At 65.6% G+C, this 14,517-nt stretch carries 13 protein-coding genes; 7 read left to right on the top strand and 6 right to left on the bottom strand.

Translation table 11 applies throughout. From position 1 onward, the window contains the following. Window positions 1-6 precede the first annotated feature (6 nt). From BOO71_RS21625 to BOO71_RS21615, 3 genes are all read right to left on the bottom strand, one after another. A complete protein-coding gene (locus tag BOO71_RS21625) occupies window positions 7-1,515 on the bottom strand; it encodes a CoA-acylating methylmalonate-semialdehyde dehydrogenase (protein WP_075835958.1) in 1,509 nt (502 codons plus the stop codon). A gap of 177 nt (window positions 1,516-1,692) precedes the next feature. Beyond that, a complete protein-coding gene (locus BOO71_RS21620; protein WP_075835956.1) occupies window positions 1,693-3,066 on the bottom strand; it encodes an aminotransferase class III-fold pyridoxal phosphate-dependent enzyme in 1,374 nt (457 codons plus the stop codon). A 102-nt stretch (window positions 3,067-3,168) separates the two neighbouring features. Further along, entirely contained in the window at window positions 3,169-3,867 is a 699-nt protein-coding gene (locus tag BOO71_RS21615) for a PucR family transcriptional regulator (RefSeq protein ID WP_075835954.1), read from the bottom strand. A gap of 246 nt (window positions 3,868-4,113) precedes the next feature. Here BOO71_RS21615 and BOO71_RS21610 point away from each other — a divergent pair, with 246 nt between their 5' ends. The 5 genes from BOO71_RS21610 to BOO71_RS21590 are packed head-to-tail and all read left to right on the top strand — an operon-like array spanning window position 4,114 to window position 9,624. Continuing rightward, entirely contained in the window at window positions 4,114-5,310 is a 1,197-nt protein-coding gene (locus tag BOO71_RS21610) for a trans-sulfuration enzyme family protein (RefSeq protein ID WP_075835952.1), read from the top strand. A 38-nt stretch (window positions 5,311-5,348) separates the two neighbouring features. After that, the gene (locus BOO71_RS21605; protein ID WP_075835951.1) at window positions 5,349-6,122 is read left to right on the top strand and encodes a LamB/YcsF family protein; all 774 of its coding nucleotides are present in this window, start codon (window positions 5,349-5,351) and stop codon (window positions 6,120-6,122) included. Continuing rightward, complete coding sequence (pxpB, locus tag BOO71_RS21600; protein ID WP_075835949.1) at window positions 6,123-7,697, top strand: 5-oxoprolinase subunit PxpB; 1,575 nt, start codon at window positions 6,123-6,125, stop codon at window positions 7,695-7,697. It begins immediately after the preceding gene. Further along, window positions 7,694-8,509, top strand: coding sequence for an SDR family NAD(P)-dependent oxidoreductase (locus BOO71_RS21595; protein ID WP_075835947.1), 816 nt, complete (start codon window positions 7,694-7,696; stop codon window positions 8,507-8,509). The genes pxpB and BOO71_RS21595 overlap by 4 nt, the downstream gene beginning before the upstream one ends. Further along, complete coding sequence (locus BOO71_RS21590; RefSeq protein ID WP_075835945.1) at window positions 8,506-9,624, top strand: NAD(P)/FAD-dependent oxidoreductase; 1,119 nt, start codon at window positions 8,506-8,508, stop codon at window positions 9,622-9,624. Before BOO71_RS21595 ends, BOO71_RS21590 begins: the two co-directional genes overlap by 4 nt. A gap of 158 nt (window positions 9,625-9,782) precedes the next feature. Here BOO71_RS21590 and BOO71_RS21585 read toward each other — a convergent pair whose 3' ends face one another. The 3 genes from BOO71_RS21585 to BOO71_RS21575 all read right to left on the bottom strand — a co-directional run bounded on the left by BOO71_RS21585 (window position 9,783) and on the right by BOO71_RS21575 (window position 11,999). Continuing rightward, entirely contained in the window at window positions 9,783-10,400 is a 618-nt protein-coding gene (locus BOO71_RS21585; RefSeq protein ID WP_075836007.1) for an NADPH-dependent F420 reductase, read from the bottom strand. Between the two features lie 124 nt (window positions 10,401-10,524). Next, a complete protein-coding gene (locus tag BOO71_RS21580) occupies window positions 10,525-11,640 on the bottom strand; it encodes a permease prefix domain 1-containing protein (protein ID WP_075835943.1) in 1,116 nt (371 codons plus the stop codon). Beyond that, window positions 11,637-11,999, bottom strand: a complete 363-nt coding sequence (locus tag BOO71_RS21575) for a PadR family transcriptional regulator (RefSeq protein ID WP_075835941.1) — start codon at window positions 11,997-11,999, stop codon at window positions 11,637-11,639. The genes BOO71_RS21580 and BOO71_RS21575 overlap by 4 nt, the downstream gene beginning before the upstream one ends. A 182-nt stretch (window positions 12,000-12,181) precedes the next feature. On the opposite strand from BOO71_RS21575, the gene BOO71_RS21570 reads away from it, so the two are divergent. Both BOO71_RS21570 and BOO71_RS21565 read left to right on the top strand, forming a co-directional pair. Next, a complete protein-coding gene (locus BOO71_RS21570; RefSeq protein ID WP_075835939.1) occupies window positions 12,182-12,775 on the top strand; it encodes a TetR/AcrR family transcriptional regulator in 594 nt (197 codons plus the stop codon). Between the two features lie 162 nt (window positions 12,776-12,937). Then, on the top strand, window positions 12,938-14,517 hold a 1,580-nt coding region (locus tag BOO71_RS21565), incomplete at its 3' end, for a TolC family protein (protein WP_075835937.1).

Below are 14,517 nucleotides of genomic sequence, written 5' to 3'. Positions count from 1 at the left end.
ACTGCTCTAGCGGGTCTGCGGGAACCCTAAATCCACCTTGCTGCCTGCCGGATCGGGCCAGCGGGAGGTAATCACCTTGCTGCGGGTGAAGAATTTGATGCCTTCCGGGCCGTACATGTGCGTGTCACCGAACAGACTGGCCTTCCAGCCGCCGAAGCTGTAATACGCGACGGGGACAGGCACGGGAACATTCACGCCCACCATGCCCACTTCGACATCAAACTGGAATTGACGGGCCGCTCCGCCGTCGCGGGTGAAAATGGCGGTGCCGTTGCCGTATTCGTTGTCGTTGATGAGCTTTAAGCCTTCGGCGTAGGTGTCGGCGCGAACCACACACAGCACGGGACCAAAGATTTCATCGTCATAGGCGGCCATGCCGGGTTTCACATCGTCCAGCAGTGATACACCCAGGAAGAAGCCGTCGTTGTCAAACTTGGTCTCGCGCCCGTCCACCACGACTTTTGCGCCCTGCTCCTGCGCGGAGCCGATGTATCCGGCCACCCGGTCCCGGTGTTCGCGGGTGATCAGTGGCCCCATCTCGTTGCCCGCCACGTCGCCGGGGCCGATCTTGAGGGCGGGGATGCGCTCCTGAATGGCGCTGATCAGTTTGTCGCCCGAGTCGCCCACCGCCACCACCACGCTGATCGCCATGCAGCGCTCGCCCGCCGAGCCGTAAGCGGCAGACACGGCGGCGTCGGCAGCCATGCCGATATCGGCATCGGGCAGCACCAGCATGTGGTTTTTCGCGCCTCCCAGCGCCTGCACGCGTTTGCCAGCGGCGGTTCCCTTCTCGTAAATGTATCTGGCAATCGGGGTGCTGCCCACGAAGCTCACGGCGGCGATGCCGGGGTGTTCCAGAATGGCGTCCACCGCCTCTTTATCACCGTGGACGACGCTCAGCACGCCGTCGGGCAGTCCGGCCTCCTTCAGCAGTTCCGCCATGAAGTTGGCGCTGGAGGGGTCTTTCTCGCTGGGCTTGAGGATAAAGGCATTGCCGCACGCCAGCGCGTTCCCCAGCATCCACAGCGGCACCATCGCCGGAAAGTTGAACGGCGTGATGCCCGCCACCACGCCCAGCGGCTGCTGAATGCTGTACACGTCCACGCCAGTGCTGACCTGTTCGGAATAGCCGCCGCGCAGCAGGGTGGGAATGCCACAGGCGTACTCCACGTTCTCCAGGCCGCGCGCAATCTCGCCCAACGCGTCACTGTGTACCTTGCCGTGTTCGCGGGTGATGATGCGGGCGAGGTCATCCCGCCGCGCCGAGAGCAGCTCGCGGAACTTGAACATCACGCTGGAGCGCACGCTGAGGGAACTGGTGCGCCACTTGAGGGCGGCGGCGGTGGCAATTTGCACCACGGCATCAATCTCGGCAGCGCTGGCAAGGGGAAGCTGCGCCTGCACCTGCCCAGTGGCCGGGTTGTAAACGGGGGAAGTGCGGCCCGATTTGCCCTCGGCGGGAGCGTTGTTGATCCAGTGGGTAAGGGTGGTGGTTTTTTCGGTGGTGGCGGTCATGGATGTACCTCCGTGTCATTCAGGCAACGCTGAGCGGGCGTCTGCGATTGACCCCCTCCCCAACCCTCCCCCATAAAGAGGGAGGGAGCAAAGATCGGGAGTCTTTTTCTTTTCTAGCCCCTCTTTATGGGGGGCCGCCGCGTAGCGGCTGGGGGGTGGTGAGCGGAGCGAACTTATTTAATCCGCCGCTACAGCCCCAGCCAGCGTCGCATCCACCAGCGCCAGCGCCTCCTCATACACATCCAGGCCAGCGTCCAGTTCCTCTTTCGTGACCACCAGCGGCGGGCAGACCCACAGGAAGTTGAAGCGGCTGTAGGCATAGACGTGCTTACTGCGCAGGTGCGCGGCCAGTTGGCCCATTTCCGGTGAGGTGCCGCCGAACGGGGCCAGCGGTTCCTTCGTCGCCTTGTCCTTGACCAGCTCCAGCACGGAAAACAGGCCCTTGTAGCGCACGTCGCCCACGCAGGCGTATCTGGCTTTCATGGCCTCCAGCCTTTGCCCCAGGTATGCGCCCAACTCCAGCGCGTTCTCGAACAGCCCCTCGTCCTCGTAGATCGCCAGATTCTCCACGGCGGCGGCGCAGCAGACCGGGTGGCCGCTGTAGGTCAGGCCGCCCCACAGCATGTGCGTGTCGAAGTAATCGGCGATGGGCTGGCTGACGATGCACGCGCCCAGCGGCATGTATCCGCTCGTCAGGCCCTTGGCACAGGTCACGATGTCGGGCTTGATGCCGTAGTGCTGCGTTGCCAGCCATTTGCCGGTGCGCCCGAAGCCGCTCATTACTTCATCGGTGATCAGTAGGATGCCGTACTTGTCGCACAGCGCGCGGAGTTTGAGGTAGTAGTCGTCGGGCGGCACCAGCAGGCCGTTGCTGCCCGTGATGCCCTCGACCAGAATCGCGGCGATGCTGTCCGGCCCCTCCATCTGAATGATCTCGTCAATGTGCGACACGCATTCGCGGCCACACGAATCCGGCGTCTTGCCAAAAGGGCAGCGGTAGCAGTACGGGTCAAAGGCGCGCACCACGCCCGGCACTCCCGGCTCCACCGGCCAGCGGCGCGGATCACCGGAAGCGGTCATGCTGCCCATCGTCGCGCCGTGGTAACTGCGGTAACGGGTGATGATCTTGTCGCGGCCCGTGACCAGCCGGGCGATCTTGATGGCGTTCTCGTTGGCCTCGCTGCCGCCCAGGGTAAAGAAGGTCTTGGCCAGCCCGGTGACCTCGGCCAGCTTCTGCCCCAGCTTGCCGCGCGGCTCGGTGGCAAAGGATGGCCCGGCGAAGCACATGGTATCCACCTGTTTCTTGATAGCCTCCAGCATGCGCGGGTGCTGGTGGCCGATGTTCAGGTTGATCAACTGGCTGGAAAAATCGAGCCAGGACTGGCCGTCGCCGTCGTAGAAGTGACTGCCCTTGCCCCCGGTCATCACGGGCGGCAGCGGCCCGCCCTGCACGGACCACGAGAACATGGTGTAGTTGCGGTTTTGCTGCGCTATGTCATGGGCAGAGGCGACGGGTTCAGGTACGGATGGGCGCTCTTCGGTGCTGGTCATGGACGAACCTCCGGGCAAGAGTTGTGGAGCGGGATGCTGGGGCTATTGTCCTCCTTTCACCGCGCCGGACTCAAGAGACAGGGTGTCCAAAAAACGGCGTTCTCAGGAACCTCTGGATAGCTCCAGCGCCAGCAGCAGCCCCAGTTGCCGCTGGGGATCGTCCAGATCACCCAGCATGGCCCGCAACTGTTCCAGGCGGTAATACACCGTCTGACGGCGCACGCCCAGAGTGCGGGCGGATTCGGCCACGTTGAAATTGCACGCCAGCAGCGCGCTCAGTGTATCCAGCAGGGTCAGGCGCGGGCGCGGCGGCAGCGCCAGCACCGCGCCCAGATGCGAGGCCACGAAGTCGGCAGCGCGGCCCGTCTCGTTCAGGGCGTCGGTCAGTGGGGCCAGCGAGGGCGGGGAAGCGGCGGCGGGCGGCCTGAGAATCCGGGCGTGGGCTGCGCGCGTCAGCTCGGCGAAGTTCACCTCCTGCCGGAAGACGAGGAGCGGGAAGTTGGACTGCTGGGCCGCGTCCAGCGCTGCCAGTGGGAGTTCACGCACCTCGCGCACCAGCTCCAATGCCAGCCCGTGTGCCCCGCCAACGGCCAGCGAGCGGACATAAGCCCCCGCATCCTCCCCGATCAGCGGCGTCCCCGTGCTGAGCAGCAGTTCCCCGCCGCTGAGAAAACGGGCCGCATCACTGATCTCGGAGACATGAACCCAGGTGATCGGTTGCCCCAGTCGGGCGTGACCACTCCTGACCTCCGCGCCCGCGAAAGCCGGGAGGGTCAGCAACTCGGCCAGGGTGGGCAGCATGGGGCATAGCTTAGCGGGCTAAAAGAAACCCCTCAGTCTGCTTCGCAGCCAGCTCCCCTCAAAAGGGAGCCTAGGAGCGCAGAAGGCCGTGCCAGGCGGAAAAACTCCTGCCTCCCTTCTAAGGGGAGGTGCCCCGGAGGGGCGGAGGGGTTTAACCGTGGCAGCCACCCCAAACACTGAGCAACAGCCCTCTCCCCGTCCACCCCTAACGAACGCCCGTTAGGCAGCATGGCGTACAGTAATCGTATGTCCAACTCAGATTCACGCGGCTTTCGCACGCGCGCCGTCCACGCGGGGCAGGGCATCGACCCGGCCACGGGCGCGCACGCCACGCCGATCTACGCCACCAGCACCTTCGCCTATGGCAGCGCCGAGCGCGGTCAGCGCCTGTTTGCGGGCGAGGAAAGCGGCTATTTCTACTCGCGCGTGACCAATCCCACCGTCCGCGCCTTTGAGGAAAAACTGGCCGATCTGGAGGGCGCGCAGGACGCCGTGGCCTTCGCCAGCGGCATGGGCGCAGTGTCGGCCATTGCCATGACGCTGCTGGGGCCAGGCGATGAGGTTGTTTTTCTGGCTCCCCTTTACGGCGGTACGGAAGGCTTCCTGCTGGAAGTTGCGGGCAAATTCGGCGTGACCGTCCACGAGGCGCACGACGAGGCCGATCTGGAAAGCAAATTAACCCCGAAGACCCGGATGGTCTGGCTGGAAACGCCCACCAATCCGCGTCTGGGCATCCTTGATCTGGCGCGGGTGGCACGGGCTGCGAAAACCGTGGGGGCGCTGACGGTGGCCGACAGCACCTTCAGCACGCCGTACCTGACGCGGCCCATCGAACACGGTTTTGATCTGGTGATGCACAGTGCCACCAAATACCTGGGCGGGCATGGCGACGCCATCGGCGGTGTGGTGGCCGGACCTGCGGACGTGCTGGCCGAGTTGCGCGGCGTCGGACTGCGGCACATCGGCGCGTCGCTGGGGCCATTCGAGGGCTACCTGTTCCTGCGCGGCATGAAAACGCTGCCCCTGCGGATGGAGGCCCACTGCGCCGGGGCTGCGGCACTGGCAGACGCCTTGCAGGGCCACCCGGCAATCAAGGCCCTGTATTACCCCGGTCTCAAAGACCATCCCGGCCACGAGATTGCCGCGCGGCAGATGCGTGCTTTCGGCGGACTGGTCAGCATTGATCTGGGCGATATGGGGGCGGCCATGACCTTCCTGAATAGCCTGAAACTGTTCACGCAGGCCGTTAGCCTGGGCGACGTGGAGAGCCTGACCTGCCACCCCGCCAGCACCACCCATGCCCTGCTGGGCGAGGAAACCCTGCTGCGCCAGGGCGTTACGCCAGGTCTGGTCCGCATGAGCGTGGGCATTGAAGACCCGGACGATCTGGTGCAGGACGTGCTGGCGGCTCTGGAGAAGGTACGGGTCAAGGAACTGGCATAAACGCGCCACCTGCTGTTCTTTTCCGCTAGCCTGACCGCATGACGCGCACATCCATTGACCTCAACGCCGACGCGGGCGAGTCCTACGGAGCGTGGACGCTGGGCGACGACGCGAATCTGTTTCCCCTGCTGAGCAGCGTGAATATCGCCTGTGGCTTCCACGCGGGCGATCCGCTGACCATGCAGGGAACAGTGGCACTGGCCAGAAGGCATAGCCTGGGCATTGGCGCACATCCCAGCTATCCAGACCTTCCAGGTTTCGGGCGACGCATCATGGAGGCTGCCCCCGATCAGGTCTATGCCGACACGCTGTATCAGATCTCGGCGCTGGCGGGGATGGCCAGGGCTGCTGGGGTTCCCTTGCAACACGTCAAGGCCCACGGCGCACTCTCTACCCGCGCCTGGACACACGCGCCCACGGCGGCGGCGATTGCCCAGGCCACCCGTGATTTTGACCCGGCCCTGCCACTGATGGTCCTGCCCGCCACCCTGCTGGAAACAGAAGCCCGTAACCTGGGTGTTCCGGTGGTGCTGGAAACCTTTCCCGAACGCGCCTATTTGCAGGATGGACGGCTGGCCCCGCGTTCCATGCCCGGTTCCAGCATTCATGACCCCGCCGAGGCCGCCCGCCGCGCCGTGATGATGGCGACGCAGGGGCGAATTGAGGCGATAGACGGGGGATTCTTTGAGTTTGAAGTGGATTCGCTGTGCATTCACGGCGACAACCCCAACGCCGTGCAGATCGCCCTGGCCGTGCGTGAGGCGCTGGAGAATGCGGGCGTGGAAGTGCGCTCCTTCGCCGGGCTGCCCTGAATGCAGCGGCCCGCCCATCCCACCGGCTTTTACGTCCAGTTCTCACAGGAATTGGACCTGCGTCAGAACGCCCGCCTGCACAATTTTCACCGGGCGCTGAGGGCGGACTGGCTGCCGGGCGTGACCGATCTCGGTCCCGGTTACGTCAACCTGTTCGTGGAATATGACGAGGCGCTGGTCTCCGGCGCAGTGGTGCGTGACTGGGTGGCGCGGCATCTGGCCAGTTTTGAAGACCCGGTGGGAGCCGAGGGCCGGTTGATTGAACTCCCCGTCCGCTATGACGGCCCCGACCTGCCCGATGTCGCGGAACGCACCGGCCTGAGCGAAGCGGAGGTAATCCGACTGCATTCGGGTTCCGAATACCACGTCTACGCGGTGGGCTTTACCCCCGGCTTCCCCTTTCTGGGCGAGGTCAGTGAAGTTCTGAGGCTGCCGCGCCGCTCTACCCCACGCGCCACCGTGCCGCCGAATGCCGTTGCCATCGCCAATGCCCAGACCTGCGTGTACCCGCTGTCCTCGCCTGGGGGCTGGAATCTGCTGGGCACGGCGCTGGACACCATTTATGACCCGAACCGTGCCGAACCCTTCCTGATTGCGCCGGGAGACCGGGTGCGGTTTCGGCCCTCGGAAGGCCAGACGCCGCCCCTTCCCACGGTGCGCGAGACGTGGCCCGCCACACCCCGGTTGCCCGCGTTCAGGGTAGAGAAACCCGGTTTGCTGGACCTGCTGATGGACGCGGGACGCCCGTATCAGGCGCAAGTCGGGCTGGCCCGCAGTGGACCAATGGACACGCGTTCGGCCCACTTCGCCAACGGACTGGTGGGCAATGCGCCTGACGCGCCGCTGCTGGAGCTGACCCTGAAAGGCCCGGTGCTGACCGCCCTGCGTGACCTGATGGTGGGCGTGGCCGGCTTCGGAATGCGCCCCGAAAGTGGGCCGATGCAGCGAGGATTCCGGCTTCGGAGGGGTGAGACGTTGCGCTTTTCCTCTACCCAGACGGGCGCACGGGCGTATCTGGCCGTGGCAGGCGGCTTTGAAGGTGCGCCGTTCCTGGGCAGTTGCAGCACGGACCTGATTGGCCGGGTGGGGCGGCCACTGCGGGCGGGCGACCTGCTGGGACTGGCGGGGGTGCAGGAGGCCATGCCAGGTTTTGCCAACCTGCCACTCACTTTGCCCGAACACATTACCCTGCGCCTGCTGCCCGGCCCACAGGCCTCGCTGGAAGCATTGAACGCCCTGGGCCGCGCCCCCTTCCGCGTGGCGGGATCAGACCGCATGGGCCTGCGCCTGGGCGGGCCACAGGTGCCGGGCGGGCAGGTCACCAGCGAGGCCACCCCGCCCGGGGCCGTGCAGGTCACGCCTGCCGGGGAGCCGATCATCCTGCTCTCAGACCGGGGGCGCATCGGCGGCTATCACAAGCCCGCTGTCGTCCACCCCCAGGATTTGCCGCTGGCGGCGCAGTTGCGGCCCGGTCAGCTCGTTTCTCTGCGCCCCGATACGACTGGCACGCCGGAGGACTGGGCGCGGCGCTGGTTTCTGGACGCCCAGGCTTCACCCATAGGAGAAAAAATATGACCCATCCCCAACGTTTTACTGGCAAAACCGTTCTCATCACGGGTGCGGGCGGCGGCATCGGGCGGGCGGTGGCCCTGCGCTTCGCCTCCGAGGGCGCGAATGTCGCCGTCAACGACATCAGGCCTGACATGGTGCAATCGGTGGTGGACGAGATCACGGCGGCGGGCGGCTCTGCTCTGGCCGCCGCCGCCGACGTGTCCGACGCCGCGCAGGTGGACGCCATGTTCGGCAGGGTGGAAGCCGAATTGGGATACGTGGATGTGCTGTACAACAACGCCGCTTTAATTGACACCACCCGTCACTTTCTGGAAGCGGACGAGGCGTGGTGGGACCGGATTCAGAAAGTTAACCTCAAGAGCGTGTTTCTCTGCTCTCACCGTGCGGCGGGCATCATGGCGCGGCGGCGGAAAGGCGTGATCCTGACCACCTCCTCCGGCGGCGGAACCCGCGCCCACCGGGGCAATGTGGCCTACGACGCCACGAAAGGCGGCATCGAGGCCATGACCCGCTCTATGGCCCTGGACCTCGCGCCATACGGCATTCGCGTCTGCGGTGTGGTGCCGGGCTTCATCAACACCTACGGCCTGACCGAATCCGAGTTGCGCGAACGCGAGAAGACCGTGCCATTGGGCCGCTACGGCGTGGCCGAGGACATGACCGGGGCGGCGCTGTTCCTGGCCTCCGACGACGCCTCGTACATCACGGGGCAGTTCATCAGCGTGGACGGCGGCGTGCTGGTGCAGCAGCGCTCGGCCAATGTAGACACCTATCCAGTGGAGGGATTCCCCGAGATTGAGGCTGATCTGCAATGAATCACACGGCGGACATCATCGTGATTGGCGCTGGAATTATCGGTGCGGCGAGTGCGTACCGACTAGCCCAGCGTGGCCTGAGGGTGGTGGTGCTGGACAAAGATCGCCCCGCCAGCGGCTCCACAGGGCGCAGCGTGGCGGGCGTGCGGGCGCAGTTCAACAACGCCACCAACATCCTGCTGTCGCGCGAGAGCATCGCCGAATACGCCACCATGCCGCAGTCGGGCTACCGTGCCGAGGGCTACCTGATGCTGATCCCGGAGGCAGGCTGGGCAGAACACCGGGAGGCGGTGGCCCTGCAACAGAGTCTGGGCATTCCGTCCGAAGCCCTGACCCCTGACGAGGCACAGCAATACGCCGCCTTCGACACGGCTGGCCTGGGCGGGTGCAGCTTCTGCCCCACCGACGGCAAGGTGGACGCCCACAGCCTCAACCACGAATACGTGCGGCTGGCGCGCGAGGCCGGGGCGCGGGTGGTGCTGGACACGCCCGTCACGGTGATTGAGCGGTTGGGCGAGGTCTGGCAGGTGCAAACGCCGGGCGGCACATTTGAAGCGCCTCAACTCCTCAATGCTGCCGGGGCCTGGTCTGGCGAGATAGGCAAGCTGGCGGGCCTTGAAATTCCTGTTCACCCCGCCCGCCGCATGGTCTTCAGCACTGGCCCGCTGACACTGCCCCGCCCCGTTCCCATGACCTTTGACCTGACCAGCGGCGTCTACCTGCGCTCGGAGGGCGAACGCCTGATCTTCGGACGGGCGGACCCCGGCGACACCGGCTGGCGAGAGGGCCTGAACTGGGACTGGCTGGAACCGACGCTGACCCTGGCGCTGGAGCGCTGGCCGTGGCTGAGCGAGGCCTCGCTGGACCGCAAAGCCAGTTGGTGGGGCTACTACGAACTCACGCCGGACGGCTTTCCTGTGGTGGGCCGGATGCCGGACGTGGACGGCTGGCTCAATGCCTGCGGTTTTTCCGGGCATGGCGTGATGCAGGCCGCCGCCACGGGCCGCGTAATTGCACAGATCGCAACGGGCGAGACACCGTTTATAGATGTCTCGCCGCTGGGCATTGAGCGTTTCGCTGGATCAGAAGTCAGGCGGCTGGATTTGCAGGTGTGAGACTTGCCCGTTTTCGTCGGTGGTGAGCCATCTTCGACGAAGACGGAGCGACGATCAATGTGTCGACATTGGCATGAGGTTGCTCCGGGAATGGATCGCGAACTGTCATTGAAGACGCCCCGACTTCGCGCCGTGGAGCAATTTTTTCAGCAACTGCTCTACAGCCCCAGCACCTCGCGCGCCTGCTGGGCTGTCGCGTCCTGGCCGTAAATCGGCGTTCCGGGCTGCTGGTTTTTGCTCTGCTCCAGATCACCGTTGTCCACCGCCACAAAGCCGATGGCCTCGATCAATCCGCTGACCACGGCTTTGGCCTCCGCGTCGTCACTGGCGATGAGAATGGCGCGGCGCTGATCCAGGGCCTTGCTGGCGTCTCCCTGGCTTTCCAGGTCCGCCGACGCGATGGCGTTGAACGCCTTGACCACGCGCGCGCTCCCCAGATGCCGGGCCATGAAGGCGCTCTCGGACAGGCCGCCCAGGTCGATCTTGCCGTCCCGCTCGGGGTAATAGTTGGCGGTGTCGATCACGATCTTGCCGTTCATCTGGGCGGTGGGCAGGTCGTTGTAATGGCCGAAGGGGACGGTCTCGATAATCAGTTCGCCGAAGCGTGCGGCGTCCTCGCTGCTGTAGGCCGTGACACCGTGACCCAGACGCCCGGCGAGGTCCCGCAACGTGTCCGGGCCGCGTGAGTTGCTGATCCCGACGTCGTGCCCGGCCTCCGCCAGCAACCGCGCCAGCGCCTGACCGATGTGTCCAGCTCCCAGAATGCCTATCTTCATGCCGCCACTGTAGTCCTGCGGAACCGGCCAGGAGATTGTGCGTTTCTTGCGGTACAGCGGCCAGCAGGGGTGACTGCCACGAGGGAAGCCCACTCGCCTCTTCCCCTGTAAATCTCAGGACCGCTCAGGGCTGCTTCTTCACCGATCCGGGCGAAACGATGGTGTAAGCATCCGGCCCGAAGTGTCCGCTAAGCTTCAGGAGCAGGACGGGGGCAGGGTGCTGGGCGTTCCACTGGGCAACAGGCGCGGTCACCAATTGCTGGTACGGCTCAAGGGCCTTCTGAAACTCGCTGGGGTTGGAATACAGTTTGTAATCCTTGAAGTCCGGGGGCACATGAAATTGAACACTTCCCGCCTGGGCCTGGGCGGTGGTATTCAGGAGATTGAGAAAGCCACCTACAGGCTGGCCCTTCGCGTCCATTCCCGTCCAGCTCACCAGTTTGGGGATGACCAGCGCGTAAACCGCAGCCTTCTGAAATGCACCCTTGAAATTGAGCCGTCCTGTTAAACTTTCTGGTTCGATCAGGGCATAGGGGGTGTTGAGATCGTCCCTGGGCATTGAAAAAGACATTCTGAGGGTACTGGCATAGAGCCAGTTGATGGTCTGCCAGTCGCTGGTTTCAATGGCAATTTTCGCGCCGTCAGCATTCACGACCGGGTTGGTCCAGCCGCTGATCCGCACGTCCAGTTTGCTGCTCAGCAGGCTATAGAGGAGCGCGTCGGTCTGATAGTAGGTCTTGCCGTTCCGGGCCACCGAGATACCCGGCCAGTCCGACTCGCTCAGGCCGTTCATGCCCACCACCGCGCCGGGGAGGGCAATGATGGCGTTGCTGGCTGACCCGTCAACCTGACCGCCTGCCTTCTCGATGGCGGCTTTCAACTGCTCAAAGTCCAGATAACTGGTCGGTCCGGTCATCGGAAAGCTGCCGTAAATGCTGGTGACCTGCGCCAGCCCCTGCGGCAACGCGGAAAAGACAGCGGTGGCCAGCAGCGCACTCAGCACTCCTGCCTTGCCCAACGCCGGAGCGGTATACACGTCCAGCATGCCCCTGCTGACCTGCACAGGTGCGCCCAACTCGCGCAGGGTCTGGCGTTCAGCTTCGGCGGCGCTCAGGCCCGAGAGCCGGAATTCCTGGCAGCGCTCGGCAATGTGGCCTTCCAGTTCGGTCCGCAATTCACGCTGCGCCCGGCCCCACAGCCCGCGCGTGGCCTGCCTGACGTACTGTTCCGTCTGGTTCATGTCATGCCTCCGGTCAGGGTCCACAGCTTGCCCAGTTGCTGCGTGAAGGTCTGGAATTCGGCGCGGCGGGTGTTCAGCTCACGTCCACCACTCTCGGTCAGGGTGTACGCCTTGACCTGATTGCCGCTGCGTGGGCCGCTGGTAAATTCGCTGCGAACAAAGCCCGCCTTTTCCAGTCGGTGCAGCGCCGGGTACAGGCTGCCCACCTTCAGGTCAAAGTAGCCGTCGGTGGCGGTCTGGGCCAGTTTGCTGATCTCCAGGCCGTATTTGGGCGGTCCCTGGATGATGCTCAGCAGGATCAGATCGAGGTGACCGCGCAGAAGATTGGCGTCGGGCGGGGTGGGCGGTGCGGTGGACATGGCTGGGCCTCCTGTGTATTGGGCTGCTCCGTATTGAGTATCCCTGTATTGAATTGCCCTGTATTGGGTTGCTCTATCGTGTTCCTATACATTGCGCCAACTGGGTTGGGCTGTCAAGTTCTCCGGCATTGCGTAACCACCTTCACGGTAGGTTCCAGAGTTAATGCAGTAGAACCTCACTTATGGCCCGTCCCCGCACCATTACCGACGAGCAGATCGTGGAGGCGGCCCGTGAGGTCTTTCTGGAGCAGGGATTTGCCGCCACCACCGCCGAGATCGCCCGCCGCGCCGGGATCTCGGAGGGCACGCTGTTCAAGAGGTACGCCAGCAAGGAGGACCTGTTCGAGGCGGCAGTGGGCCTGCACGATTACGCCCACTGGCGCGCGAATCTGCTGGAGCGGCTGGGGCAGGGCGAGGTCCGGGTCAATCTGGAACAGGCGTTCATGGAATTTCTGGGGGAGGCTGCCGCGATCATTCCCAACCTGATGACGGTGCTGTCACGCGGGCACGATCCCGAACACAACCGCATTCTGGAGCGGCTGGGCAATCCGGTGCGCCAGGACGCGGAGGTGCTGGCCCGTTACCTGCGCGCCGAGCTGGGGTTGGGCCGGGTGCGCCCGCTGGACGCCGAGGTCACGGCCCTGACCATTCTAGGCGCGCTGACCACCTACGTGCATCAGGAACACATGATGAACCAGACCGGGCGCGAGCCGATGGACGCCGGGCGCTTCGTGCGCGGGCTGCTGGACCTGCTGTGGCCGGGGCTTTCGCCGTGACCGTGTCTTTTTCTGGCCTGCCTCCACCTTTGGACGGTGGCCCGGACCTGGGGCGAGGGTGTAGCATCTTGCCCGAAAGTAAGTGGCCACTCTAGAAACTCTGCACAAGAAACCCCACACGCCGAATCTGATGTTCTCCGCCCCTGTTCCGAGGTTCACCCCATGACACGACGTTTCCCCACCCTTTTTCTCTCGGCGCTCCTGAGCCTGGGACTGCTGGGCGCAGGCCACGCGCAGACCGCGCCGCCCCCTGCACCGGCACCGACTGCGCCCACTCCAACTCCGCCAGCTCCAACCGCACCCACGCCGCCCCCGCTGCAACAGACCTCGGCTGACCCGGCCCAGGTCCAGACCGCGCCGTTCACGCTGAACGATGTGCTGGCACTGCTGCGTGGGTCTCCGGGCTGGCAGTCGGCGGACCTGACGTACCGCGCCGCGCAACTCGCGCTGGACAGCGCCCGCACCCGCGCAGGGTTGAGCCTGAGCGTGGGGGCCGACGGCAACCTGACCAGGGTGCCCTGGGACACGGGCGAATGGCAGGGCAGCACCACGCTGAACGTGAGCGCCGCCTTGAACGTGCTGCCGTGGTCCCCCGCCCGCGAAGCGGTCCGCAGCGCCGAACGCGCGCTGGCGGCGGCGGCGGTGGACCTGCGCAACAGCCGCGCCACGCTGACCATCCAGGCCGCGCAGGCGTTTGCCGGGGCGCGCAGCGCCGTGACCGGGGTAGCCCAGGCCGACGCGCAACTGGCCCTGAGTGTCCGCCTGCGGGCGGTGGCCGATGAGCAACGCACCCAGAACCTGATCACCGCAGAGGCGGTGCTGGAGCGGCAATCGGCGCTGGAATCGGCCCAGGCAGCGCGGGATAAGGCGGTGCGCGGCGTGAATCTGGCGGCGGCGCAACTGACCCGCGTGCTGGGGCGTCCGCTGGCGCTGCCGGGCGATCTGAGCAGCTTCGGCAGCCTGCCCAATCTGGCCCCCTCCAGTGATCTGAATACCCTGCTGTCACGCGCCCTGAGCGCCCGCCCGGAAATCGCGAAGGCCGAGGCCGCGCTGGCCGACGCTCAGGCCGCCCTGGCAGCCGCACAGCGCGACGCCCGCCTGCCGGACCTGACCGCTGGCGTGCGCGCCGGGCAGCTCAGCGACGCCAAGGGCAACGCGGGCCGCACCGTCAGCGGCAGTCTGAATTCCAGAACCGGCGTGCTGGGCGTGCAGGTCAGCCTTCCGCTGAAGGACACGGGCGAGATTCCCAGCGGGGTGGCGCTGTCGCTGAGCGGCACCTACACCCTGCTGGGCGGCGCGGGGGCCGGGGAACTGGCGCAGGCCAGCCAGGGCGTGCAGCAGGCGCAACTGGGCCTGAGCAGCGCGCGGCAGGGCGTGGACCTCGACGTCCGTACCCGCCTGTCGGACTATCAGGACGAGGTGGGAGGGCTGACCAGCCTTCAGACCGCGCTGACCCGCGCCCAGACCGCGTTTGCCAGCGCCCGCGCCCGCGTGGACGCCGGACTGGCCACGCCGCTGGACATCGAGCAGGCCGCACTGGGCGTAACGCAGGCGCAGAACGCCATCGACGCTCAGGCGGCGGCAGTGGAACTGGCCGCGTTGCAACTGCTCCAGGCCACGGGTGAGCTGGACCCGGTGTTGCTGGGCCAGATTCCGCTTCTGCCCCTCACGCCTCCCCCAGCCCCTCTCCCGACTCCCCCCGTCCCCACTCCCCCCATCGCCACTCCCTCAGTCCCCGTCCC

Source organism: Deinococcus marmoris, assembly GCF_001949125.1.
Classification (GTDB): Bacteria; Deinococcota; Deinococci; order Deinococcales; family Deinococcaceae; genus Deinococcus; species Deinococcus marmoris_A.
This window is presented reverse-complemented; position numbering and strand designations above follow the sequence as displayed.

What these genes read in the sequence shown, in the direction of transcription:
- BOO71_RS21590 (WP_075835945.1), top strand. Translation starts at nt 8,506, where the DNA reads ATGAATCACACGGCGGACATCATCGTGATTGGCGCTGGAATTATCGGT.
- BOO71_RS21570 (WP_075835939.1), top strand. Translation starts at nt 12,182, where the DNA reads ATGGCCCGTCCCCGCACCATTACCGACGAGCAGATCGTGGAGGCGGCC.
- BOO71_RS21610 (WP_075835952.1), top strand. Translation starts at nt 4,114, where the DNA reads ATGTCCAACTCAGATTCACGCGGCTTTCGCACGCGCGCCGTCCACGCG.
- BOO71_RS21595 (WP_075835947.1), top strand. Translation starts at nt 7,694, where the DNA reads ATGACCCATCCCCAACGTTTTACTGGCAAAACCGTTCTCATCACGGGT.
- BOO71_RS21620 (WP_075835956.1), bottom strand. Translation starts at nt 3,066, where the DNA reads ATGACCAGCACCGAAGAGCGCCCATCCGTACCTGAACCCGTCGCCTCT.
- pxpB (WP_075835949.1), top strand. Translation starts at nt 6,123, where the DNA reads ATGCAGCGGCCCGCCCATCCCACCGGCTTTTACGTCCAGTTCTCACAG.
- BOO71_RS21625 (WP_075835958.1), bottom strand. Translation starts at nt 1,515, where the DNA reads ATGACCGCCACCACCGAAAAAACCACCACCCTTACCCACTGGATCAAC.
- BOO71_RS21585 (WP_075836007.1), bottom strand. Translation starts at nt 10,400, where the DNA reads ATGAAGATAGGCATTCTGGGAGCTGGACACATCGGTCAGGCGCTGGCG.
- BOO71_RS21605 (WP_075835951.1), top strand. Translation starts at nt 5,349, where the DNA reads ATGACGCGCACATCCATTGACCTCAACGCCGACGCGGGCGAGTCCTAC.
- BOO71_RS21580 (WP_075835943.1), bottom strand. Translation starts at nt 11,640, where the DNA reads ATGAACCAGACGGAACAGTACGTCAGGCAGGCCACGCGCGGGCTGTGG.
- BOO71_RS21575 (WP_075835941.1), bottom strand. Translation starts at nt 11,999, where the DNA reads ATGTCCACCGCACCGCCCACCCCGCCCGACGCCAATCTTCTGCGCGGT.
- BOO71_RS21615 (WP_075835954.1), bottom strand. Translation starts at nt 3,867, where the DNA reads ATGCTGCCCACCCTGGCCGAGTTGCTGACCCTCCCGGCTTTCGCGGGC.